Origin of the sequence: Xylophilus sp., assembly GCA_009914555.1 — a bacterium.
Lineage (GTDB): Bacteria > Pseudomonadota > Gammaproteobacteria > Burkholderiales > Burkholderiaceae_C > WNDY01.
Window position 1 is genome coordinate 15,560 of the sequence record WNDY01000013.1, and the last position, 21,097, is coordinate 36,656.

The 21,097-nt window shown below is 70.3% G+C and carries 20 protein-coding genes and 1 pseudogene; 7 read left to right on the forward strand and 14 right to left on the reverse strand.

Translation table 11 applies throughout. The annotated features are described in order from the left end of the window. Position 1: 1 nt before the first annotated feature. The 5 genes from GAK38_RS08585 to carA all read right to left on the reverse strand — a co-directional run bounded on the left by GAK38_RS08585 (position 2) and on the right by carA (position 6,360). On the reverse strand, positions 2 to 427 hold the full coding sequence (locus GAK38_RS08585; protein ID WP_325343355.1) for a DUF4149 domain-containing protein: 426 nt from the start codon (positions 425 to 427) through the stop codon (positions 2 to 4). Between the two features lie 19 nt (positions 428 to 446). Beyond that, positions 447 to 923, reverse strand: a complete 477-nt coding sequence (gene greA, locus GAK38_RS08590; protein ID WP_325343238.1) for a transcription elongation factor GreA — start codon at positions 921 to 923, stop codon at positions 447 to 449. 77 nt (positions 924 to 1,000) lie between these two features. Continuing rightward, on the reverse strand, positions 1,001 to 1,894 hold the full coding sequence (locus GAK38_RS08595) for a Kdo hydroxylase family protein (RefSeq protein ID WP_325343240.1): 894 nt from the start codon (positions 1,892 to 1,894) through the stop codon (positions 1,001 to 1,003). A gap of 52 nt (positions 1,895 to 1,946) precedes the next feature. Continuing rightward, the gene (carB, locus tag GAK38_RS08600; RefSeq protein WP_325343242.1) at positions 1,947 to 5,168 is read right to left on the reverse strand and encodes a carbamoyl-phosphate synthase large subunit; all 3,222 of its coding nucleotides are present in this window, start codon (positions 5,166 to 5,168) and stop codon (positions 1,947 to 1,949) included. Beyond that, positions 5,161 to 6,360, reverse strand: a complete 1,200-nt coding sequence (carA, locus tag GAK38_RS08605; protein ID WP_325343244.1) for a glutamine-hydrolyzing carbamoyl-phosphate synthase small subunit — start codon at positions 6,358 to 6,360, stop codon at positions 5,161 to 5,163. The genes carB and carA overlap by 8 nt, the downstream gene beginning before the upstream one ends. A gap of 241 nt (positions 6,361 to 6,601) precedes the next feature. Between carA and GAK38_RS08610 the strand changes: the two genes are divergently transcribed. From GAK38_RS08610 to GAK38_RS23905, 3 genes are all read left to right on the forward strand, one after another. Continuing rightward, complete coding sequence (locus GAK38_RS08610) at positions 6,602 to 7,903, forward strand: sigma-70 family RNA polymerase sigma factor (RefSeq protein ID WP_325343246.1); 1,302 nt, start codon at positions 6,602 to 6,604, stop codon at positions 7,901 to 7,903. Between the two features lie 105 nt (positions 7,904 to 8,008). Then, positions 8,009 to 8,977 (forward strand): TonB-dependent siderophore receptor, encoded by a 969-nt coding sequence (locus GAK38_RS23900; RefSeq protein WP_443089178.1) that lies wholly within the window; start codon positions 8,009 to 8,011, stop codon positions 8,975 to 8,977. 42 nt (positions 8,978 to 9,019) lie between these two features. Next, a complete protein-coding gene (locus GAK38_RS23905) occupies positions 9,020 to 10,396 on the forward strand; it encodes a TonB-dependent siderophore receptor (RefSeq protein ID WP_443089179.1) in 1,377 nt (458 codons plus the stop codon). A gap of 15 nt (positions 10,397 to 10,411) precedes the next feature. Here the strand turns inward: GAK38_RS23905 and yjjJ are convergent, their stop codons facing one another. From yjjJ to GAK38_RS08630, 3 genes are all read right to left on the reverse strand, one after another. Then, on the reverse strand, positions 10,412 to 11,818 hold the full coding sequence (gene yjjJ / locus GAK38_RS08620) for a type II toxin-antitoxin system HipA family toxin YjjJ (RefSeq protein ID WP_325343248.1): 1,407 nt from the start codon (positions 11,816 to 11,818) through the stop codon (positions 10,412 to 10,414). A gap of 38 nt (positions 11,819 to 11,856) precedes the next feature. After that, positions 11,857 to 12,075, reverse strand: coding sequence for a DUF922 domain-containing protein (locus GAK38_RS08625; RefSeq protein WP_325343250.1), 219 nt, complete (start codon positions 12,073 to 12,075; stop codon positions 11,857 to 11,859). 365 nt (positions 12,076 to 12,440) lie between these two features. Beyond that, on the reverse strand, positions 12,441 to 13,337 hold the full coding sequence (locus GAK38_RS08630) for a LysR family transcriptional regulator (protein WP_325343252.1): 897 nt from the start codon (positions 13,335 to 13,337) through the stop codon (positions 12,441 to 12,443). 113 nt (positions 13,338 to 13,450) lie between these two features. Here GAK38_RS08630 and GAK38_RS08635 point away from each other — a divergent pair, with 113 nt between their 5' ends. The 3 genes from GAK38_RS08635 to mmsB are packed head-to-tail and all read left to right on the forward strand — an operon-like array spanning position 13,451 to position 17,056. After that, positions 13,451 to 14,974, forward strand: a complete 1,524-nt coding sequence (locus tag GAK38_RS08635; RefSeq protein WP_325343254.1) for a CoA-acylating methylmalonate-semialdehyde dehydrogenase — start codon at positions 13,451 to 13,453, stop codon at positions 14,972 to 14,974. Between the two features lie 11 nt (positions 14,975 to 14,985). Then, entirely contained in the window at positions 14,986 to 16,146 is a 1,161-nt protein-coding gene (locus tag GAK38_RS08640; RefSeq protein ID WP_325343256.1) for an acyl-CoA dehydrogenase family protein, read from the forward strand. A 22-nt stretch (positions 16,147 to 16,168) separates the two neighbouring features. Beyond that, complete coding sequence (gene mmsB / locus GAK38_RS08645; protein WP_325343258.1) at positions 16,169 to 17,056, forward strand: 3-hydroxyisobutyrate dehydrogenase; 888 nt, start codon at positions 16,169 to 16,171, stop codon at positions 17,054 to 17,056. 17 nt (positions 17,057 to 17,073) lie between these two features. Here mmsB and GAK38_RS08650 read toward each other — a convergent pair whose 3' ends face one another. Beyond that, a complete protein-coding gene (locus GAK38_RS08650) occupies positions 17,074 to 17,964 on the reverse strand; it encodes a DMT family transporter (protein WP_325343260.1) in 891 nt (296 codons plus the stop codon). Positions 17,965 to 18,118: 154 nt separating this feature from the next. Here GAK38_RS08650 and GAK38_RS08655 point away from each other — a divergent pair, with 154 nt between their 5' ends. Then, positions 18,119 to 18,754, forward strand: a complete 636-nt coding sequence (locus tag GAK38_RS08655) for a TetR/AcrR family transcriptional regulator (protein WP_325343262.1) — start codon at positions 18,119 to 18,121, stop codon at positions 18,752 to 18,754. Here GAK38_RS08655 and GAK38_RS08660 read toward each other — a convergent pair. The 5 genes and pseudogenes from GAK38_RS08660 to GAK38_RS08680 form a co-directional block, all read right to left on the reverse strand. Continuing rightward, positions 18,700 to 18,840, reverse strand: a complete 141-nt coding sequence (locus GAK38_RS08660; RefSeq protein WP_325343264.1) for a hypothetical protein — start codon at positions 18,838 to 18,840, stop codon at positions 18,700 to 18,702. The two genes, GAK38_RS08655 and GAK38_RS08660, sit on opposite strands and share 55 nt — an antisense overlap. 70 nt (positions 18,841 to 18,910) lie before the next feature. Continuing rightward, positions 18,911 to 19,159: pseudogene (locus GAK38_RS23910) on the reverse strand (YybH family protein); the annotation flags it as partial. Positions 19,160 to 19,178: 19 nt separating this feature from the next. Then, positions 19,179 to 19,769 carry a retropepsin-like aspartic protease family protein gene (locus GAK38_RS08670; RefSeq protein WP_325343268.1) on the reverse strand — a complete coding sequence of 197 codons (591 nt, stop codon included), beginning with the start codon at positions 19,767 to 19,769 and terminating at the stop codon, positions 19,179 to 19,181. Next, on the reverse strand, positions 19,759 to 20,091 hold the full coding sequence (locus GAK38_RS08675) for a chaperone modulator CbpM (protein WP_325343270.1): 333 nt from the start codon (positions 20,089 to 20,091) through the stop codon (positions 19,759 to 19,761). Before GAK38_RS08675 ends, GAK38_RS08670 begins: the two co-directional genes overlap by 11 nt. A 2-nt stretch (positions 20,092 to 20,093) precedes the next feature. Beyond that, entirely contained in the window at positions 20,094 to 21,062 is a 969-nt protein-coding gene (locus GAK38_RS08680) for a DnaJ C-terminal domain-containing protein (protein WP_325343272.1), read from the reverse strand. Positions 21,063 to 21,097 lie beyond the last annotated feature (35 nt).

A 21,097-nucleotide genomic window follows, 5' to 3' on the forward strand; every position in this document is an offset into this window, starting at 1 on the left:
CTCAGGCGGCCGGCGGCAGCTGCACGGTCTGGAGTCGCCACAGCGTGACCCCAGCGCACAGCCACTGGCCGAAGTACATGGCCGAGCCCACGCCGTGCCAAAGCTTCAGGTTCTCGCGCGCCATGATGCGCGGCGACACACCGTACTGCTGGAGCAGCGCCAGCAGCAGCCCGCCCAGCACGAATGCCAGCGCGCCGTAGGCGACGCCGGTCGGCGCATCTCCGTTCGCCGGTCGGGAGGCCAGCAGCAGAACCAGACCGCAACCCACCGCGATCCAGGTCTGCCCCGCGAACAACCGCGCGGCCATGCTGCCGGCGATCGCTGGCGAGCCCAGGTGCGCGAACAGCATCGGCACCGCGAAGAAGCCGATCGCGCTCAGGCTGCCCCACCAGAGGGCCGCGGCGAAGAACGGAAGGCGTTGGCGCAGCAGGGCTTGCACGCGTCGTTCAGGTGTAGCTGACGGCGACGATCTCGTAGCGGCGAAGGCCGCCCGGGGCCTGCACCTCGGCGGTGTCGCCCTCCTCCTTGCCGATCAGCGCGCGGGCGATCGGGCTGGAGATGTTGATCAGGCCCTGCTTCAGGTCGGCTTCGTCCTCGCCGACGATCTGGTAGCGCACGGACGCGCCGGAATCCTCGTCCTCCAGCTCGACCGTCGCGCCGAACACGACCTTGCCGCCGGCGTCCAGCGCCTGCGGGTCGATGATCTGCGCGGCTGACAGCTTGCCTTCGACTTCCTGGATACGGCCTTCGATGAAGCCCTGGCGGTCCTTGGCCGCCTCGTATTCGGCGTTCTCGCTCAGGTCGCCCTGGGCGCGGGCTTCGGCGATGGCGGCGATGACATTGGGACGCTCGACGGTCTGCAGACGGTGCAGCTCTTCCTTGAGCTTCTCCGCGCCGCGCTTGGTGATGGGAATGGTCGCCATGCCTGTCTTCTCCAAAAAGAAAAAACGCCGGACGAAGCCGTCCGGCGGTGTCGTTGGTGGTATGCAGGTGCCGCCGGTCAGACCAGCGGGTGCCCGGCCAGCCGCGTGAGGATCGCGAGCGGGCTCGATTGGACATTGTATTGCCTCTCGGCCGGCAGATGCAGCGTCTGCTCCATCATGAACTGCCCGGCCATGACCGCGTGCGGCGTCTGGTCGGAAAAGCAGATCCAGACCGAGCCCGCCGCGAACGGCATGGTCTGCTGCGGCGCGTTCGCCTGGTAGTCGGCGTCGCCTTTCATGCCGTCGTGCAGCTGGAGCATCAGATGGTCATATTCGCTGCGAAGCGTCTTGGTCACGCGCAGCGAGCGCAGCGCCCGGGCCTGCCAGCGCGCGTAGCGCCGGGCGCGCGGCAGGAAGCGCCGGGCCACATCCTCGAACGGCTCACCCACGCGCCACACGCGCGGCTCGCCATGCGGATTGACGTTGGCGAATACGCGCAGGATGCGCTCGCCATAGTTGGGCCGCGACGGAAAGGCATCGATGTGCAGCCGCCGGTCGTCCGCGCGCCACGACTGCACGCGCGACTCGACTTGCGCCGGCCGCAGGCTGGTCGGCGCCAGCCGCAGGAACGGGGTGTAGGACGGCAGCAACCCGTGTACCAGCGCCTGCGCCTGCTGGCGGAAGCGTCCGATCACCTCGGCCGCCAGCTGCTGCGTGGCGGCGTCGCCGGCCGCGCCCTTGAGCTCGCCCTGGGCGTTCAGGCTGATGTTGCGCGAGCCCTGCGCCAGCAGTTCCGGGCGCAGCAGCGCCGCGCGCTCGGCGTCGCCGAACGCAAAGGACAGGTGCGGAAAGTAGAGCACCTTGCCGGCTTCGAGCGCGGCGATCCAGCCCTCGTCGGGCGTGGCCGCGTTCCAGTCGGCAAGATCCAGGGTGAGGATGGGCGCGTCGGGAAGAGGAGGCTGCTGTGGCATCCGGCGATTGTGCCCTGTGCAATGCCCGTGCTGCCCCCCTCACCTTCTTGCGCTAGCGCAACTGCGCATGCAATTCCTGCACCGAATAGACGTCGAGGTCGTCGAGGTACTTCAATCCCTCGACCGCCGCCTCGGCGCCCGCGATCGTCGTGAACGTGGTCACGCGCGCCAGCAGCGACGAGGTGCGGATCGCGCGCGAATCGGCGATCGCGTTGCGGCGCTCCTCCACCGTGTTGATGACCATGGCGATCTCGCCGTTCTTGATGATGTCGACGATGTGCGGGCGGCCCTCGGCCACCTTGTTGACCACGTCCACGGCGATGCCGGCCGCCGCGATCGCCGCTGCCGTGCCCTTGGTCGCCACGAGCGTGAAGCCCTGCGCCACGAGCTGGCGGGCCACTTCGACGGCGCGCGGCTTGTCGCCGTTCTTGACCGTGAGAAACACCTTGCCAGATTGCGGCAGCCGGGTGCCGGCGCCGAGCTGGCTCTTCACGAAGGCCTCGCCGAAGGTCCGGCCCACGCCCATGACCTCGCCGGTGGACTTCATCTCGGGGCCGAGGATGGTGTCCACGCCGGGGAACTTCACGAACGGGAACACGGCCTCCTTCACGCTGAAGTACGGCGGCGTGACCTCTTCGGTAACGCCCTGCTGCGCCAGCGTCTGGCCGGCCATGCAGCGCGCCGCCACCTTGGCCAGCTGGATGCCGGTGGCCTTGGAGACGAACGGCACGGTGCGCGAGGCGCGCGGGTTCACCTCCAGCACGTAGATGACATCCTGGCCGTCCACTTCCTGGATCGCGAACTGCACGTTCATCAGCCCGACCACGTTGAGCGCACCGGCCATGGCGGCCGACTGGCGCTTGAGTTCATCGACGGTGGCCTTGCTCAGGTAGTACGGCGGCAGCGAACAGGCGGAGTCGCCCGAGTGCACGCCGGCCTGCTCGATGTGCTCCATCACGCCGCCGATGAAGACCTTGCCTTCGGGGTCGCGCAGCGCGTCGACGTCGCATTCGATCGCGTCGTTGAGGAAGCGGTCCAGCAGCACCGGCGAGTCGTTGCTGACCTTGACCGCCTCCCGCATGTAGCGTTCGAGGTCGCGCTGCTCGTGCACGATCTCCATCGCGCGGCCGCCGAGCACGTAGCTCGGCCGAACGACGAGCGGGTAGCCGAGTGCGGCGGCCTTCTCCAGCGCTTCGCTTTCCGTGCGGGCCGTGGCGTTGGGCGGCTGGCGCAGGCCGAGTTCGTGGAGCAGCTTCTGAAAGCGCTCGCGGTCCTCGGCCGCGTCGATCATGTCGGGCGAGGTGCCGATGATCGGCACGCCGTTGGCCTCCAGGTCGAGCGCGAGCTTCAGCGGCGTCTGGCCGCCGTACTGCACGATCACGCCGACCGGCTTCTCCTTGTCGACGATTTCGAGCACGTCTTCGAGCGTCAGCGGCTCGAAGTACAGGCGATCCGAGGTGTCGTAGTCGGTCGAGACGGTCTCGGGGTTGCAGTTGACCATGATGGTCTCGTAGCCGTCCTCGCGCATCGCGAGCGCGGCATGGACGCAGCAGTAGTCGAACTCGATGCCCTGGCCGATGCGGTTCGGGCCGCCGCCGAGCACCATGATCTTCTTCCGGTCGGTCGGCTCGGCCTCGCACTCGTCCTCGTAGGTCGAGTAGAGGTAGGCGGTGTCGGTGGCGAACTCGGCCGCGCAGGTGTCCACGCGCTTGTAGACCGGGCGCACGTCGAGCGCGCGGCGCTTCTCGCGGACGGCCTTGTCGGTCGTCTTGAGCTGCCGGGCCAGGCGTCGGTCGGAGAAGCCCTTTTTCTTCAAGGCCAGCAGCGTGTCGCGGTCGATGTCGTCGAGCGACTTCGTCTCCAGCTCGAGCTCGATCTTCACGATCTCCTCGATCTGCACGAGGAACCACTTGTCGATCTTCGTGAGGTCATAGACCTCGTCCACGCTCAGGCCCAGGGCGAAAGCATCGCCCACGTAACAGATGCGCTCGGGACCGGGCTCGCCCAATTCCTTCTCCAGCACTTCGCGGTCCTGCGTCTTCTCGTTCAGGCCATCGACGCCGACCTCCAGCCCGCGCAGCGCCTTCTGGAACGATTCCTGGAAGGTGCGGCCCATGGCCATGACCTCGCCGACCGACTTCATCTGCGTGGTCAGGCGCGAATCGGCGGTCGGAAACTTCTCGAACGCGAAGCGCGGGATCTTGGTGACGACGTAGTCGATCGATGGCTCGAAACTGGCGGGGGTAGCACCGCCAGTGATTTCATTCTTCAGCTCGTCGAGCGTATACCCCACGGCCAGCTTGGCCGCGACCTTGGCGATCGGGAAGCCCGTGGCTTTGGACGCCAGCGCCGAGGAGCGCGACACGCGCGGGTTCATCTCGATGACGACCATGCGGCCGTCCTTCGGATTGATCGAGAACTGCACGTTCGAGCCCCCCGTGTCCACGCCGATCTCGCGCAGCACCGCGAGCGAGGCGTTGCGCAGGATCTGGTACTCCTTGTCGGTGAGCGTCTGGGCCGGCGCCACGGTGATCGAGTCGCCGGTGTGCACGCCCATCGGGTCGAGGTTCTCGATCGAGCAGACGATGATGCAGTTGTCGGCCTTGTCGCGCACGACCTCCATCTCGTACTCCTTCCAGCCGAGCAGCGACTCCTCGATCAGCAGCTCGCTGGTGGGCGAGGCTTCGAGGCCGCGCTTGCAGATGGTCTCGAACTCCTCGGCGTTGTAGGCGATGCCGCCGCCGGTGCCGCCGAGCGTGAAGCTCGGGCGGATCACGACGGGGAAGCCGACCGTCTTCTGCACCGCCCAGGCTTCGTCGAGCGAATGGGCGATGCCGGAGCGCGCCGAGCCCAGGCCGATCTTGGTCATCGCGTCCTTGAACTTCAGGCGGTCCTCGGCCTTGTCAATGGCCTCGGGCGTGGCGCCGATCAGCTCGACCTGGTACTTGTCGAGCACGCCGTGGCGCCAGAGGTCGAGCGCGCAGTTCAGCGCGGTCTGGCCGCCCATCGTCGGCAGGATCGCGTCGGGGCGCTCCTTGGCGATGATCTTCTCGACCGTCTGCCAGGTGATCGGCTCGATGTAGGTGACGTCGGCCGTGGCCGGGTCGGTCATGATCGTCGCGGGGTTGCTGTTGATCAGGATGACCTTGTAGCCCTCCTCGCGCAGGGCCTTGCAGGCCTGCACGCCGGAGTAGTCGAACTCGCAGGCCTGGCCGATGATGATCGGGCCGGCGCCAATGATGAGAATGGATGTGAGGTCGGTACGCTTAGGCATTCGTGGCCTCCGTCTTGTGCTTTTCCATGAGTGCCGTGAAGCGGTCGAACAGGTAGGCGATGTCGTGCGGTCCGGGCGAAGCCTCCGGGTGGCCCTGGAAGCAGAAGGCGGGCTTCTCGGTGTGCGCCAGGCCTTGCAGCGTGTTGTCGAACAGGCTGATGTGCGTGGCGCGCAGCGTGGCGGGCAGCGACTTCTCGTCCACCGCGAAGCCGTGGTTCTGGCTGGTGATCGAGACGCGGCCGGTGTCGAGGTCCTTGACCGGATGGTTCGCGCCGTGGTGGCCGAACTTCATCTTGTAGGTGTTCGCGCCCAGCGCGAGCGCCATGATCTGGTGGCCCAGGCAGATGCCGAACGTGGGGATGCCGGTCTCGATGAGCTCGCGCGCGGCTTCGATCGCATAGTCGCAGGGCGCCGGGTCGCCCGGGCCGTTGGCCAGGAAGACGCCGTCCGGCGCGAGCTTCAGCACCTCGGCGGCCGGCGTCTGGGCCGGCACGACGGTGATCTGCGCGCCGCGCTCGGCGATCATGCGCAGGATGTTCTTCTTGACGCCGTAGTCGAACGCCACGACGTGGAAACGCGGCGCGATCTGCAAACCGTAGCCCGGCGCACCGTCGCCCTTGTCGAGCTTCCATTCGGTCTGCGTCCATTCGTAGGGCGACTTCACCGACACGACCTTGGCCAGGTCCAGGCCGGACATGCTGGGCGCGGCCTGGGCGGCCGCAACGGCGCGGGCGATGGCCTTGTCGTTCACCGATTCGCCGGCGGCCAGCCCGACGATCGCGCCGTTCTGCGCGCCATGCGTGCGCAGGTGGCGGGTCAGCTTGCGGGTGTCGATGCCGGCGATGGCCACCGTGCCCGCGTCCGCCAGGTACCGCGGCAGGGTGCGCGTGCTGCGGAAGTTGGAGGCGACGAGCGGGAGGTCGCGGATGATGAGGCCCGCGGCATGGACCTTGTCGGCTTCGATATCCTCGTCGTTGACGCCATAGTTGCCGATGTGCGGATACGTGAGCGTCACGATCTGCTGGGCATAGCTCGGGTCGGTGAGGATTTCCTGGTAGCCGGTGATGGCGGTGTTGAACACCACTTCGCCGACGGCGGAGCCGGCGGCTCCGATCGAATGGCCGAGAAAGACCGTGCCGTCTGCAAGCGCCAGGATGGCGGGCGGGAAGGTTCCCTTGAGAGACAAAAGCACTGGGTTCTCCGGATGGTTACGGTCGCCCGGAATCGGCACGGCGAAGCCATGCAGATTGCTGCTTGTAGGGGATTTTGCTTTGGGGGCGTGCGGGCGACGCGGTTTGCGGGAAAGCCTTTGATTGTAGCCCTGGCCGGACCCGCGCTCCTGCGAAGGCAGAAGCAAATACAGGAATCGCCATGACGGCGACCACCGGCGAAAATTCAGGAACGATTCTCATCTACGAATATGATCGCCGGCCATGGCCTTTTCCGTCCCTGCTTCCTCCTCCGGCGCCCTGCTCTCGGACTTCGACGGCGTCTATGCCGAACTGCTGCGCCTGCTCGTGCGCCGCACCGGCAGCCTCGACGACGCACGCGATCTGCTGCACGACACCTGGCTGCGGCTCGCGGAAGAGGCCGCGCCGCCACCGGCGGAGCCGCTGCGCAGCCCCGGCGCCTACCTGTCCACCATGGCGCAGAACCTCGCGCTGGACCAGTTGCGCCGCGACCGCCGGCGCAGCGCCCACTTGGCCGATGCCGCCGCGCAGACGCTGGCGGCGCCCCGGCATGCGCCCGACGTGGCGGATGCCGTGATGTACCGGCAGGCCATCGACCATGTCGCGCGCTGCCTCGACTCCCTGCCCAGGCGCTGCCGCGACATCTTCCTGGCGTACCGGCTTGATGGCGAGCGGCAGGCCGACATCGCCGCGCGGCTGGGGCTTTCGCTCAACACGGTGGAGCGCGACCTGATGCAGGCCAACGCCGTGATCGAAGACGCGCTACACCGCTGGCGCGGCGAAGTGCCGCCCGGCCCCGCCCGCCGCGGCGGGCGCCGCCGCGGGCTCGCCACGCTGCTGGGCTGCGCCGGACTGCTTACCATGGCGGGTATGCTCTCAATGCGATTCATCCGAGAGCGCTCGGAGCCTATACTCTGGCAGGTATCTCTTTCCACCCGGCGCGGTCTGCGCAGCGGCCAGGATCTGCCCGACGGCTCGCGCATCGAACTCGACGCCGTCTCGGCCGCCGAGGTGCGCTACCGCGCGCACGGCCGTGCGGTGGAGCTGCTGCGCGGCGCCGCCTTCTTCGCCGTGGTGCGCGACGCGGCGCGGCCCTTCACCGTGGCCGCCGGGCCGGTCACCGCCACCGTGCTCGGCACCCGCTTCGGCGTGGAGCGGGGCATGGACGGCGCGGTGCTGGTGCAGGTCGAATCGGGCCGCGTGCGCGTGAGCCGCGGCGCGGGCGAGGCAGTGGAACTCGGCGCCGGCCAGTCGCTGCGCGTGGAGCCCGGCCGGCCCTGGCCCGCGCCGCGCGCCGACGCCGCCCCGGCCCTGTGGCGGCAGGGCGAACTGGCCTTCGAGGACCGCCCGCTCGGCGAAGTGCTGGAGCGCCTGGAGCGCTATGCCGCCTTCCCGCTCTCGGCCGACGCGCGCGCCGCCGCGCTGCCCGTCAGCGGCCGGTGGCGCATCGCGCGCGCGGCCGACTGGATCGCGGCCCTGCCCCGCTCGCTGCCGGTGCGGGTGGAGCGCGACGCAGAGGGCGGGATGCGCGTCACGGCACGCTGAACGCGCGGCGCGGCGCCGCTTTTTTTCAGGGTTCGGGCGGAGCCGTCCGTCAGGCAAGGGAACGCCATTCGTTTCCTTTGCCAACCCTTCCGAGAGAAAGCCGCCATGTCCGTCCAGACTCCCGCCCTTCCCCCGCGCGCCACCGCCCTGGCGCAGGCGGCCGCCGCCTGCGTGCTGGCCCTGCATCTGCAATGCGCCCAGGCCTGTCCCGTCGCCTTCGACATCCCCGCCCAGCCGCTGGCCGCCGCGCTGGACCAGTTCGCCCGGCAGGCCGGGCTGCAGCTCGTCTTCTCGCCGGCCCTGGCGCGCGAGCGACAGGCACCGCGCGTCTCCGGCAGCCTGGAGCCGCAGCCCGCGCTCGACGCGCTGCTGCGCGGCAGCGGGCTGAGCGGCCGGGTCGAGGGCGGCACGGTCACCGTCACCACCACCGCGGCAGCCGCGGACGCGCAACGCAGCCTGGGCGAAGTCACTGTCACCGGCAACCAGCTCGGCGAGATCACCGAGGGCACGGGCAGCTACACGCCGGGCACCATCGCCACGGCCACGCGCTTGGTGCTCGCGCCGCGCGAGACGCCGCAGTCCGTCAGCGTGGTCACGCGGCAGGCGATGGACGACTTCGCCCTCATCAGCATCGACCAGGCGATGGAGCACACGCCCGGTGTCAGCATCGTCACCTACGACAGCGAGCGCACCGTGTACTACGCCCGCGGCTTCCCGGTCAATAACTTCCAGTACGACGGCATACCGATGCTGCGCGACTCCGGCTACTCGGCCGGCAACACGCTCAGCGACCTGGCGATCTACGACCGCGTGGAAGTGCTCAAGGGCGCCACCGGCCTGCTCACCGGCACCGGCGACCCCGGCGCCACGATCAACCTGATCCGCAAGAAGCCCACGCGCGACTTCCAGGGCCATGCCACGGCCGGCGCCGGGCGCTGGAACAACTACCGCGGCGAGCTCGACGTGAGCGGCGCGTTGAATGCCGACGGCAGCGTGCGCGGCCGGGCCGTGGCCGTCTACCAGGACCGCCAGTCGCATCTCGACCACTACGAACGCAAGACGTCCGTGCTCTAAGGCATCGTCGAAGCCGACCTCACGTCCCGCACGCTGCTGACCGTGGGCGCGGACTACCAGGACAACGTCCCCCGGGGCTCGACCTGGGGCGGCATCCCGCTCTACAACGGCGCGGGCGCCTTCAACGCCGTGCCGCGCTCGTTCAACCAGGGCGCCGCCTGGAGCCGCTGGGAGCAGTACACCCGCACCGGCTTCGCCACGCTCGAGCACAGCCTCGACAGCGGCTGGGTGGCCAAGGCGCAGTTCAACCACCAGATCAACGGCTACGACGCCAACCTGGGCGCAGGGGCCTCAGGCTTTCCCGACCCGGCCGACGGCTCGGGCGTTTCGATGTGGGCCGGCCAGTACATCGGCCGCACCACCAGCGATGCGGCCGACGTGTATGCCAGCGGCCCTGTGCGGCTCGGCGGGCGCGAGCACGAACTGGTGCTCGGCGGCAGCGCCACCAACCGCCGCTGGAAGAACCGTGGCTGGTGGGATACGCAGAGCGTCGGCTACGACACCACCGTGGCCGACTTCTACCGATGGAACGGCAGCGTGCCCGCGCCGGCCTGGGGCGCCGCGCCCGACTACACCAACGACGAGGCCACCCGCGAGCGCGGCCTCTACGCCACCGCGCGCTGGAACCTGCGCGACGACCTCCAGCTCATCACCGGCGGCCGCGTGCTGTCGTACAGGACCGCCGGCATCCGCGAATCCGGCTCCTTCGTGCCCTACATAGGCGCGGTGTACGACATCGACGGCACCTGGTCGGCCTATGCCAGCTACACCACCATCTTCAAGCCCCAGTCGGCGCAGGACGCCAGCGGCCGCACGCTCGACCCGCTCGAAGGCGAGAACCGCGAGATCGGCGTCAAGGCTGCCTTCTTCGGCGGGCGGCTCCATGCCAGCGCGGCCTACTTCGACCTGCTGCAGGACAACTATGCCGAGGCCACCGGCGGGCTGACGCCGACCGGCGGCACCGCCTACCGTGCGATCCAGGGCGTGCGGACCAAAGGCTTCGAAGTCGAGGCCTCGGGGCGGATCGGCACGGCATGGCAGGTCCAGGCCGGCTTCTCGCACAGCATCGCGCGCCAGCAGGGCGAGCGGGTCTCCACGCTCACGCCGGCCAGCCAGTTCAGCCTCTACGCGAGCTACAAGCCCGCGGCGGTGCCGGGCCTCACGCTCGGCGGCGGCGCGCGGTGGCAGGACAAGACCTGGGGCGACGTGAGCCATCCTGCGGGCACCGTGCGCCACACGGTCCCGGGCTACTGGATCGCCGACGCCTCGGCCCGCTATGCCTTCACCCCGCGGCTCACCGGCGCGCTCGCGCTCACCAACCTCTTCGACAGGAAGTACTACACGATCTTCAGCTCTTACAGCACCTACACCTGGGGCGAGCCGCGCAGCGTCAACGCGAGCCTGACCTACCGATTCTGAGCGCGGCGCCGCGCGTCAGGCCACGCATGCGGCCTGGCGCAGCGCCTCGCGATGCGCGGCGCAGAGGCCGCGGAAGCCATCCCCGATGCGCGCGTCGCCGGCCGCCGCCTCCCAGAAACGCAGCGCTGCCGCGTAGGCCGCGTGCCACACGGCGCGCTGCGGCGGCAGCGGCCGTGGCGGCTCGAAGGCGCGCTGCGGCACCTCGCCGCCGGCCAGCGGCGCATGCAGCATCGGCAGCATGTCGTAGGCCGGCGCCAGCGCAAGGCGGCCGTCCGCCGGCCGGAAGCTCAGGTTGCCCGCGTGCATGTCGGTGTTGCCGATCAGGCGGCCGAACCACCACAGGCGCTCGACCGCTGCGCGGTCGTCCTCGGTCAGCAGTTCCAGCGCCGCGAGCCGCGCGGCCAGCCGGCTCCAGTCCTGCGAGGCATCGCCGACGAAGGCGGCGTTGACCGTCTCCAGCGTGCACAGCGCGCTGCGGCCGCCGTCGCCATGGCGGTCGAACCGCTCGACTTCGAGGAAGGTCCGCCCACCATGGGAGAGTATACGGCTGATGGCGGCTCCCACCACCGGCAGCAGCCCCATCACCCCCAGGGTATGTAGCGCCAGATGCTCGCAAACCAGCAGATCGGACCAGCGCTGCTCGGCCGCCGAGCCGCCCGCGCCCGAGAACTTGACCAGCACATGCGGCGTGGCACTCGCACTGCCCGGCGGGGGCGCGCGCAGCGCGGCGAACTTGGGAAATTCGCCGGCTGCGCTCGACCCCGGCACGCCGGTGGCCACGGCCTGCTGCGCGAGCGCGGCATAGGCTTCGGCCGTGGCCTCGGGCTCCAGCGGCACCGGCGGCGCGGCCCGCTGCGCCAGCCAGCGCCGGTAGGCGGCGTCGCCCACGATCAGGTTGCCGCTCGCATCCTCGCCGCGCTGCGCCAGCACGTGCAGGATCTCGTCGTCGCCCCATTCGCGCGGATCGGCCGGCACGCCGAGCGCGGCATGCTCGGCACGCGCGAACAGCCGGCCCATGTAGCCCTGCGGGCGCATGTCGTAGAGCGGATACGGCAGGCCGGGCCACCAGCCGTCGCGGGCGTCCTCGGGTACGGGCCAGTGGCCGCCGGCACCGAGATCGAGCAGGCTGCCCTGGGGGTGCAGGGCCGCCAGCGGCGCGAGCAGCTCGGCGCGGCCGTCGGCATCGACGCGGTAGACCGGCAGGTCCTCGGCGAGGCCGCGCACCGGCCGGCGCAGCGCATAGCGGGCTCGCCGCGCGCGGCCGGCCGCCACGAGCCGGCCCGGCGGCAGTGCCTGCAGCCAGCGGTGCAGTGTGGGCACGCTCACGCCGAGCGTGCGGGCCAGATCGGCAGCAGCAGCCGGAGCCTGGCGCGCGAGCGCCATGGTCAGCCGCGCCTCGGCCACTGCAGGATCACCGGCCACAGCCATATCCTATGAAAAGATTCATGAGAAGATTTTTATCAAAAATCCTCTTTTAAATCAATGGATTTTACTTTTACGTCAGTAGTCTGCGAGACGATTCCTGCACCGGTAGACGGCCATGCGCCCGGCCCGATGGCGTTCTGACGCCTTCCGTGGTCGGTGATACGGTCGTATTCCTCATCGAGCGCACGGAAGCGCTCGATGACGCGCTGGCCGTGCAGGTTCGCCTCCTGCTCCAGCAGCGGACATTCGGCCATCGCGCGGCCGGCGCTACAGGCAGTCGCCCCGGGGGCACGGAAGTCAATTTGAACGGTGTGCTCCTTTGGCTCCTCGCGTCAAGCCTTGCACGGGCTCTTTGCTGCGGAGGGTAGGCCAGTGAGCGCCTCAGGCACTGCGGACCGCGCCGCAGCCGTGGCCGCGCACAGCCTGCCAGCGCGAGCGCGCCGCGGCGGACCAGGCTCGAAAAGGAGGACGAGCCGCGGCGGGGCATGGTGACAAAAAGGGAGCAGCAATGATGAGGGCCGTGCCGCACTGCCCAATGCGATAAACCTACAGAGGGGGTATTGCCTCGATACGCCCTTTTCCAAAGCGCTATAGGGCAGTAGAGGCGAGGGTATCTGCGTCAGGCCGGCCGCAGCAGCGCCCCCTGGGCCTCCACCGCCTCGCGCACGAAGCTCCAGACCGCCTGCATGCGTGCGAGATGCTTGCCCTCGGCCGGCATCGACATCCAGAAGGTCCGGGTGAAGCGCGCCTGCCCCGGCAGCACGCGCACCAGCAGCGGATCGCCGTCGGCCAGGAAGGCCGGCAGCACCGCGAGGCCCGCACCCGCGCGCACGGCCTGGTACTGGGCTTGGATGCTGGTGCTGCGCAGTGCGAGCCGCTCGGGCCGGTGCAGTTCGTCGAGCAGCTGAAGCTCCTTGCTGAACAGCAGGTCGTCCACATAGCTCACGAACGCATGGCCGCGCAGGTCCTCGCGTGTGGCGATCGGCGCCTGGGTCGCAAGGTAGTCGCGCGCGCCGTAGAGCTGCAGCACGTAGTCGCAGAGCCGGCTGACCACCACCGGTCCGCGCGCGGGCCGCACGAGCGAGACGACGATGTCGGCCTCGCGCCGCGACAGATGCACCAGCCGCGGCAGCGCGAGCAGGTCGATCGACAGGCCCGGATGGCGTTGCGCAAGCCGCGCGAGCTGCGGCGCGAGCACCGCGGTGCCGAAGCCCTCGGTCACGCCGATGCGCACCACGCCGCTGGGCCCGGCCGCGCCGGCCGGGTCCACGGTATCGCGCTCCACCGCGCGGGCGGCGGCCTCCATCGCCTCGGCCTGCGGCTGCAGACGGCGGCCGGTCTCGGTCAGCCGGTGGCCGCCGGCCTCGCGCGCGAACAGCGCTGCGCCGGTCTGTTTCTCCAGCGCCTGGATGCGCCGGGCCACCGTCGTGTGGTCCACCCCGAGACGGCGGGCCGCGGCCAGCAGCGTGCCGGTACGGGCCAGTTCGAGGAAGTAGCGCAGGTTGTCCCAGTCCATGTCTGTGGATTGATGTGGATTTATGCAAAAGCCGAACGCATTCCTGCGCATTGTCCTGGCAATTTCGCACAGCTACGATGCACCGACAGCGACAACCGACCGGAGACAACCGAATGAACGCACCCACCTCCGTGGCCGCCCTGGCCCCGACCGTGAAACTGCTGATCGGCGGACGATTCGTCGAATCGCAGACCACCGAATGGCGCGACGTGGTCAACCCGGCCACGCAGCAGGTGCTGGCCCGCGTGCCGTTCGCCACACCGGCCGAGATCGACGCCGCCGTCGCCGCGGCGCAGGAGGCCTTCAGGGCCTGGCGCAGGACGCCGATCGGCACGCGGGCGCGCATCTTCCTTAGGTACCAGCAGCTGATCCGCGAGAACATGGCCGAGCTCGCCGCGATCCTCACCGCCGAGCAGGGCAAGACGCTGGCCGATGCCGAGGGCGACGTGTTCCGCGGACTGGAGGTGGTCGAGCATGCCGCGGCCATCGGCAACCTCCAGCTCGGCGAGCTGGCCAACAACGTGGCCAACGGCGTGGATACCTACACCGTGCTCCAGCCGCTGGGCGTGTGCGCCGGCATCACGCCGTTCAACTTCCCGGCCATGATCCCGCTCTGGATGTTCCCGATGGCGATCGCCACCGGCAACACCTTCGTGCTCAAACCTTCCGAGCAGGACCCGATGGTGACTATGCGCCTGGTCGAGCTGGCGCTGGAGGCCGGCATCCCGCCCGGCGTGCTCAACGTGGTGCACGGCGGCGAGGCGGCGGTCAATGCGCTCTGCGACCACCCGGACATCAAGGCAATCAGCTTCGTCGGCTCGACCAAGGTCGGCACCCATGTCTACCAACGGGCGAGCCTCGCGGGCAAGCGGGTGCAGTGCATGATGGGTGCCAAGAACCACGCCATCGTGCTGCCCGACGCCAACAAGGAGCAGACGCTCAACGCCCTGGTCGGCGCCACTTTCGGCGCGGCCGGCCAGCGCTGCATGGCGCTGTCGGTCGTGGTGCTGGTGGGCGAGGCCCGCGAATGGGTGGCCGACTTCGTCGCCAAGGCGAAGACGCTCAAGGTCAGCGCCGGCACCGAGGCTGGCACCGACGTAGGCCCGCTGGTCTCGCGCGCCGCGCACCAGCGCGTGACCGGCCTGATCGAGCGCGGCGTGGCCGAAGGCGCCACGCTGGAGCTGGACGGCCGCGACCCGCAGGTGGCCGGCTACGAGCAGGGCAACTTCGTCGGCCCCACGGTCTTCAGCGGCGTGAAGCCCGGCATGGCGGTCTACGAGCAGGAGATCTTCGGCCCGGTCGCCTGCCTCGCGGGCGCCGAGACGCTCGACGAGGCCATCGCCTTCGTCAACGCCAACCCGAACGGCAACGGCACGGCCATCTTCACCCAGTCGGGCGCGGCGGCGCGGCGCTTCCAGGAGGAGATCGACGTGGGCCAGGTCGGCATCAACGTGCCGATCCCGGTGCCGGTGCCGCTGTTCTCGTTCTCGGGCTCGCGCGCCTCCAAGCTCGGCGACCTGGGGCCGTACGGCAAGCAGGTGGTCCTGTTCTACACGCAGACCAAGACGGTCACGGCGCGCTGGTTCGACGACAGCACCGTCTCGCAGGGCGTCAACACGACCATCAGCCTGAAGTAGCGGGGTCCGGCATGGACTTCGAACTCTCCGAGGAGCAGCGCGCCTTCGCCGCCACGGCGCGCGGCTTCGCTGCGGCCGAGCTGGCGCCGCATGCGGCGCAGTGGGACGAGGAAGGCATCTTCCCGCGCGACGCCATCCGGCGCGCGGGCGAAGTGGGCTTCTGCGGCCTGTATGCGCCCGAGGCCATCGGCGGCCTCGCCCTGCCCCGCCTCGATGCCACGCTGGTGTTCGAGGAGCTGGCCGCGGTCGATCCGTCGACCACCGCCTTCCTCACCATCCACAACATGGCCGCGTGGATCATCGGCACCTGGGGCACGGATGCCGTGCGCAGCCAGTGGGGGCCGAGCCTCACGGCCGGGCAGAAGCTGGCCTCGTACTGCCTGACCGAGCCCGGCGCCGGGTCGGACGCCGCCTCGCTGCGCACCCGCGCCGAGCGCACCGCCGACGGCTGGGCCATCCACGGCGGCAAGGCCTTCATCTCGGGCGCCGGCAGCACCGACCTGCTGGTCGTCATGGCCCGCAGCGGCGGCGACGGCGCGGGCGGCGTCAGCGCCTTCGCCGTACCGGCGGACGCGCCCGGCATCAGCTACGGTCAGAAGGAACGGAAGATGGGCTGGAACAGCCAGCCCACGCGCACCATCGCGTTCGACGGCGTGCACATCCCGGCCGACCACCTGCTCGGCCGCGAGGGCGAGGGCTTCCGCATCGCGATGAAGGGGCTGGACGGAGGGCGCATCAACATCGCCACCTGCTCGGTCGGCGCGGCCCAGGGCGCGCTGGGCCATGCGCAGCGCTACCTGCACGAGCGCAGGCAGTTCGGCCGGGAGCTGGCGCAGTTCCAGGCCCTGCAGTTCCGGCTGGCCGACATGGCGACCGACCTGGTCGCCGCGCGCCAGCTGGTGCGGCTGGCTGCCTCCAAGCTGGATGCCGGCGCGCGCGACGCGACCACCTACTGCGCCATGGCCAAGCGCTTCGCCACCGACGCGGGCTTCGCCATTTGCAACGAGGCCCTGCAGCTGCACGGCGGCTACGGCTACCTGCGCGACTTCCCGCTGGAGCGGCTGGTGCGCGACGCGCGCGTGCATCAGATCCTCGAAGGCACGAACGAAATCATGCGCGTCATCGTCGCGCGCCGCATGCTCGACGACGACGCGCCCGACGCGATTCGCTAACGAGACCAAGGAGACACCCACCATGACCACCATCGCATTCATCGGCCTGGGCAACATGGGCGGCCCGATGGCCGTCAACCTGCACAAGGCCGGCCATGCCGTGCAGGCCTACGACCTCTTCCCCGCCGCGCGCGAGCGCCTGGCCGCTGCCGGCGTGCCGGTGGCCGCGAGCGCGGCCGCCGCCGCCGTGGACGCCGAGGTCGTCGTCAGCATGCTGCCCGCAAGCGCCCACGTCGAGGGCCTTTACCTCGGCGACGACGGCCTGCTCGCCCGGCTCGCGCCCGGCACGCTGGTGATCGACAGCAGCACCATCGCCGCGGCCAGCGCCATCAAGGTGGCCGAGGTCGCCGCCGCGCGCGGCATCGCCTTCCTCGACGCGCCGGTCTCGGGAGGCACCGGCGGCGCCATCGCCGGCACGCTGACCTTCATGGTCGGCGGTGAGGCGCAGGCGCTGGAGCGCGCCCGGCCGCTGCTGGAGAAGATGGGCGCCAACATCTTCCATGCCGGTGCGGCAGGCGCCGGCCAGACCGCCAAGATCTGCAACAACATGCTGCTCGGCGTGCTGATGATCGGCACCAGCGAGGCCATCGCCCTCGGCGTGGCCAACGGGCTGGACCCGAAGGTGCTCAGCGAGATCATGCGGCGCAGCTCCGGCGGCAACTGGGCGCTGGAGAAGTACAACCCGCTGCCCGGCGTGCACGAGAACGCGCCGGCGTCGAAGGGCTACGCCGGCGGCTTCGGCACCGACCTGATGCTCAAGGACCTGGGCCTGGCGCAGGAGAGTGCCACCGCCGTGAAGGCCGCCACGCCGCTCGGCGGGCTGGCGCGCAGCATCTATGCGGCCCACAGCCTCGCGGGGCATGGGGCGCTGGACTTCTCCAGCGTGATCCGGCTGCTGCAGAAACACTGAGCGGCCGCCGGCGGCGATCAGCGCGTCCCTGCGTTCTTCGACGCGATGCTGACGACCAGGCCGACGGTGACGACCGCCAGCGCCGCGACCGACGGCAGGCCGGGCGCTTCGCCCAGCAGCAGCGAAGCCTCGATGACGGCGAAGACCGGCACGAGGGCCGCGAACGACGCGCCGGCCACCGGGCCCAGCAGCGCCACGGCCTTGCTGTAGAAGTAGAGCGCGGCGATCGAGACCATGGCGCCCTGGTAGATCGCCTGCCCTGCCAGCGCGCGCAGGGGCGCTTCGAGAATGGCGCTGCCCTTCATGGCGACATAGACCGGCGCATAGACGAGTGCCGAGACGACCGAGACGATGGCTGTCGCATGCAGGGGGCCGACCGAGAACGCGCGGGTCGACACGGTGTAGATCGCCCACAGCAGCCCGCCGGCCAGGAACGAGCCCACCGCCGCGCCGGCACCGACCGATTGCGCCATGCCCTGCCAGCCCGCGGCACCGATGCCGGCCGCAATCAATGCCAGACCCGCACGCTCGCGCAACGGAACACGGTTTCCGAGCCACAGCACGCTCAGCAGGACCGAGAAGCCGATCATGCTGCCCGGCGTCAGCGCGGCGAAAAGGCTGACCGGGGCCAGCGCCAGGCCCTGCGAGACGACCAGCATGTAGGGCGCGCCGATGCCCGCAACCATGAGCGCCACAGGCACCGGACCGAGCCTGCCGAAGCCGGTCCTGACCAGGACCGGCGCCAGCAGCAGCCCTGCCACCGAGAAGCGCAGGAAGGTCACGTCGTACAGGTCGAACGACGAATAGGCCACGCCGAGCCGCGTCATCACCGGGAAGCCGCCCCAGATGAGCGCTGCCGCCAGCCCGCAGAGGACGCCTGCCAACCTGGTGCGACCCGTAGCCTCCATGCCATCGTCCTTTCATGGGCACTGCAGAACAGTCGCCGCAGCATAGGCCATCTTTGACATACATGTCAAAGATGAGTGCATCGGAGGGACGAGAGACGACGGCAGGACCGCCGCATCCTATGATCGGCTCCGGTTCTCGATGCAAGGAAACGGGATGGCTGGGATCCGACAGTTCGACGAGGATGCGGCACTGGCGGCGGCGCTGGAGGTCTTCCGGCGCCAGGGACTTGCCGCGACGTCGATGCTCGACCTCGCGCAGGCCACCGGCGTTCAGCGCGGCTCCCTCTACCATGCCTATGGCGACAAGAAGGCCCTCTTCCTGCGCGCCTTCGATCTCTACGAAGCCCGGTTCCTCCAGAGCGTCGAGGCCAGCCTGGCCGGCGATGACGCGGGCGACGTGCTGCACCGCTTCTTCGAAAGCGCCATTGCCCACATGACGGCCGGCTCGCCGTCGCAGGGTTGCCTGACCACGAAAACGGCCACGGACGGCAGCACCGGCAGCGCGCCGGTCCACGCACGGCTGCAGGCCCTCGTCGACCGGCTTGGCCGGCTCGTCACCGCGGCGCTGGAGCGACCGGCGATCCGCCGGCAGCTCACGCTCGACGCCCGGGCCGCCGCCAGCGTGGTCATCACCTTCACCCGCGGGCTGGCGGTGATGGAGCGCATACACGGCGACACGAAGGCGCTGCGGCTCGCCGCCGGCGCGCTGACGGCGGCCCTGGTCCGCCGGCCGCCTCAGCGCGGCAGGTCGTCGAAGACCTGCCCGCCCGCCGGCGCGTCGTCCGCATAGCGCACCCGGAAGATGCGGTGCGCGAAGCGCCACCGGCCCGAAGCATCCCGGGCCAGCGTGTCGAAGTAGGTGCCGACGACGCGCATCGTGCTGCCGTCCCGCGCGCGGCCGAATTCGCAGCGACGTGCGGGCCGCCGCCCGGCCTTCGTCCTGGAGATCGACGACGACCGGCGATGCGGTCTGGAACAGGAATTCCATGCGGCCGATGCTCTCGCCGATGCCGGCCTCGATGGCGGCCAGCCCTTCGCAGCGGTGCTGAAACGGCGGCGCCACCTCCCACACGCCATCGGGCAGGAACAATGCCGCGATTGCCCGCGCGTCGCGGTGGTTGACGCCATCGTGGAAGCGGTCGATCAGCTCGCGGATCGCAAGCCGGTCGGCGACGGATTCTGACAGGTGCTGCATGGGCCCATCGTGGACAGGTTCAGGGCCGCGGCCGCAGCACCATGCGGTCGCGGCCGATCTCCAGGTCGAACTGCTGGAGGAAGTTCTGGCCGAGCAGCGCCTCGTCGTCGGCCGCGCCGCGGCCGTGGTCGAGGCCGGTGCCGATGCGCAGGTTGGCCACCGTCGCGCCGCGCACCGCGACCGTCGCGCCCCGCACCACGGTGCCCGCGACCGTGCCGTTGGCGGTGCGGAAGGTCGCCGGCTCGCCGCCCCGCAGGCCCGCGCGGAGCGCCAGCCCGTCGCTCACGCTGACCAGGCTGGCGCCGGTGTCGACGAGGAACCGCACCGGCTCGCCGTTGACCGCGCCGGACACGCGGAAGTGGCCGTCCGCATGGCGCGGGATGACGATGGCGCCGTCGGCCGTGACCTGGGCGCGCTTCGGCTCGGCCACGCGCTGCATCGCCAGGTAGAGCAGGCCCATGACGGCCAGCCAGAAGACGACGATGCCCAGCGCGCCGCGCCGCGCCGTGCGCCCGGCGCGGCGGCCGCCGGCCGGGCGGGCATCCTCGGCCCCGGCGGCGCGGCGCCTGCGCTGCGCCTCGCGCCACCAGTCGCGGTCTTCAAGACCCATGCAGCTGGCGGCGCAGGGCCTGCACCTCCTCCACGAGGTCGGAGACGAGTGCCGCCAGCTCGGGGTTGGCGTCCATGTCGCGCTCCAGCCGCGCGATGCGGCGCGCCCGCACGACCTGGGTGCTGGTGAAGCGCCAGGCCGCGCGGCCGCCGCCTTCGGACTCGGCGCCGAGCAGGCCGGACTCGACCCGCTCGACGACCCACTCGGCACTGACCGAACAGGTATGGGCCAGCGACTCGATGTCGAGCGCATCCCGGTCGAGCAGTTCGGCCTCGACGGTGAAGTGGCGGCGCACGGAGGATGGAGGATTGGAAAAGGCCATGGTCAGCTCCTGGCGGCTGCGCGTGGGTTGAAGGCCAAGTCGCGCGCCATCGTCTCGTAGAGTTCCCGCGCCCGCGGCGTGTCGGCCGGCGGCCACGCCACGTCGAGCGTGAGGTAAATGTCGCCCGGCGGCTCGCCCGGGATGCCGCGGCCCTTGAGGCGCAGCCGGCGGCCGGGCCGGGAGTTCGGCGGCACGGTCACTTCGAGCGTGCCGGCCGGTGTCGCCACCTCGACGGCGGCGCCGAGCGCAGCCTCCCACGGAGCCACCGGCAGCGTCTGGTGCACGTCGCGGCCGTCGATGCGCCAGCGCGCGTCCTCGTTGAAATACACCTCCAGGTACAGGTCGCCAGCCGGCTGCCCATCAGCGCCTGGAGCACCATACCCCGTCAACCGAATCAGCTGACCGGCCTTGACGCCCTGGGGGATGCGCACTTCGAGCGTGCGCTCGCGCGGTACGACGTGGCCGGTCTCGTCCAGCTCGGCGCCGCGCAGCGTGAGCGTGCGCGTGGCGCCGCTGTAAGCGTCGGCCAGGTCGATGTCGATGCGCGCATGGTGGTCGCTGCCGCGCCGCGGGCCGGACCGGCGGGTGTGGCCGCCGGCTTCTCGCGCGGCACGCGCGGCGGCGGCCTGGCCGAACAGGCTGGAGAAGAAGTCGCTGAACTCGTGCTCGTCACCGCCCGCGCCGCCGGTGAACTCGAACCCGCTGGCCCAGTCCGGCGGCGGCTGGAAGCCCTGGCCGCCCTGCGCCCTGCCCTGCGGCTGGCGGCCGAGTTCGTCGTAGGCCGCGCGCTTCTCGGGGTCGGACAGCACGGCATAGGCCTCGTTGACCTCGCTCATGCGGGTCGCAGCGTCGGCTTCCTTGCTGACGTCGGGGTGGTACTTGCGGGCGAGGCGGCGGTAGGCCTTCTTCACCGTATCGGCGTCGGCCTGCCGCTCCACACCCAGGATCGCGTAGTAGTCCTTGAAATCCATGTCGTCGGGCTCCAGAGGGAAAGTCCTATGGTCGC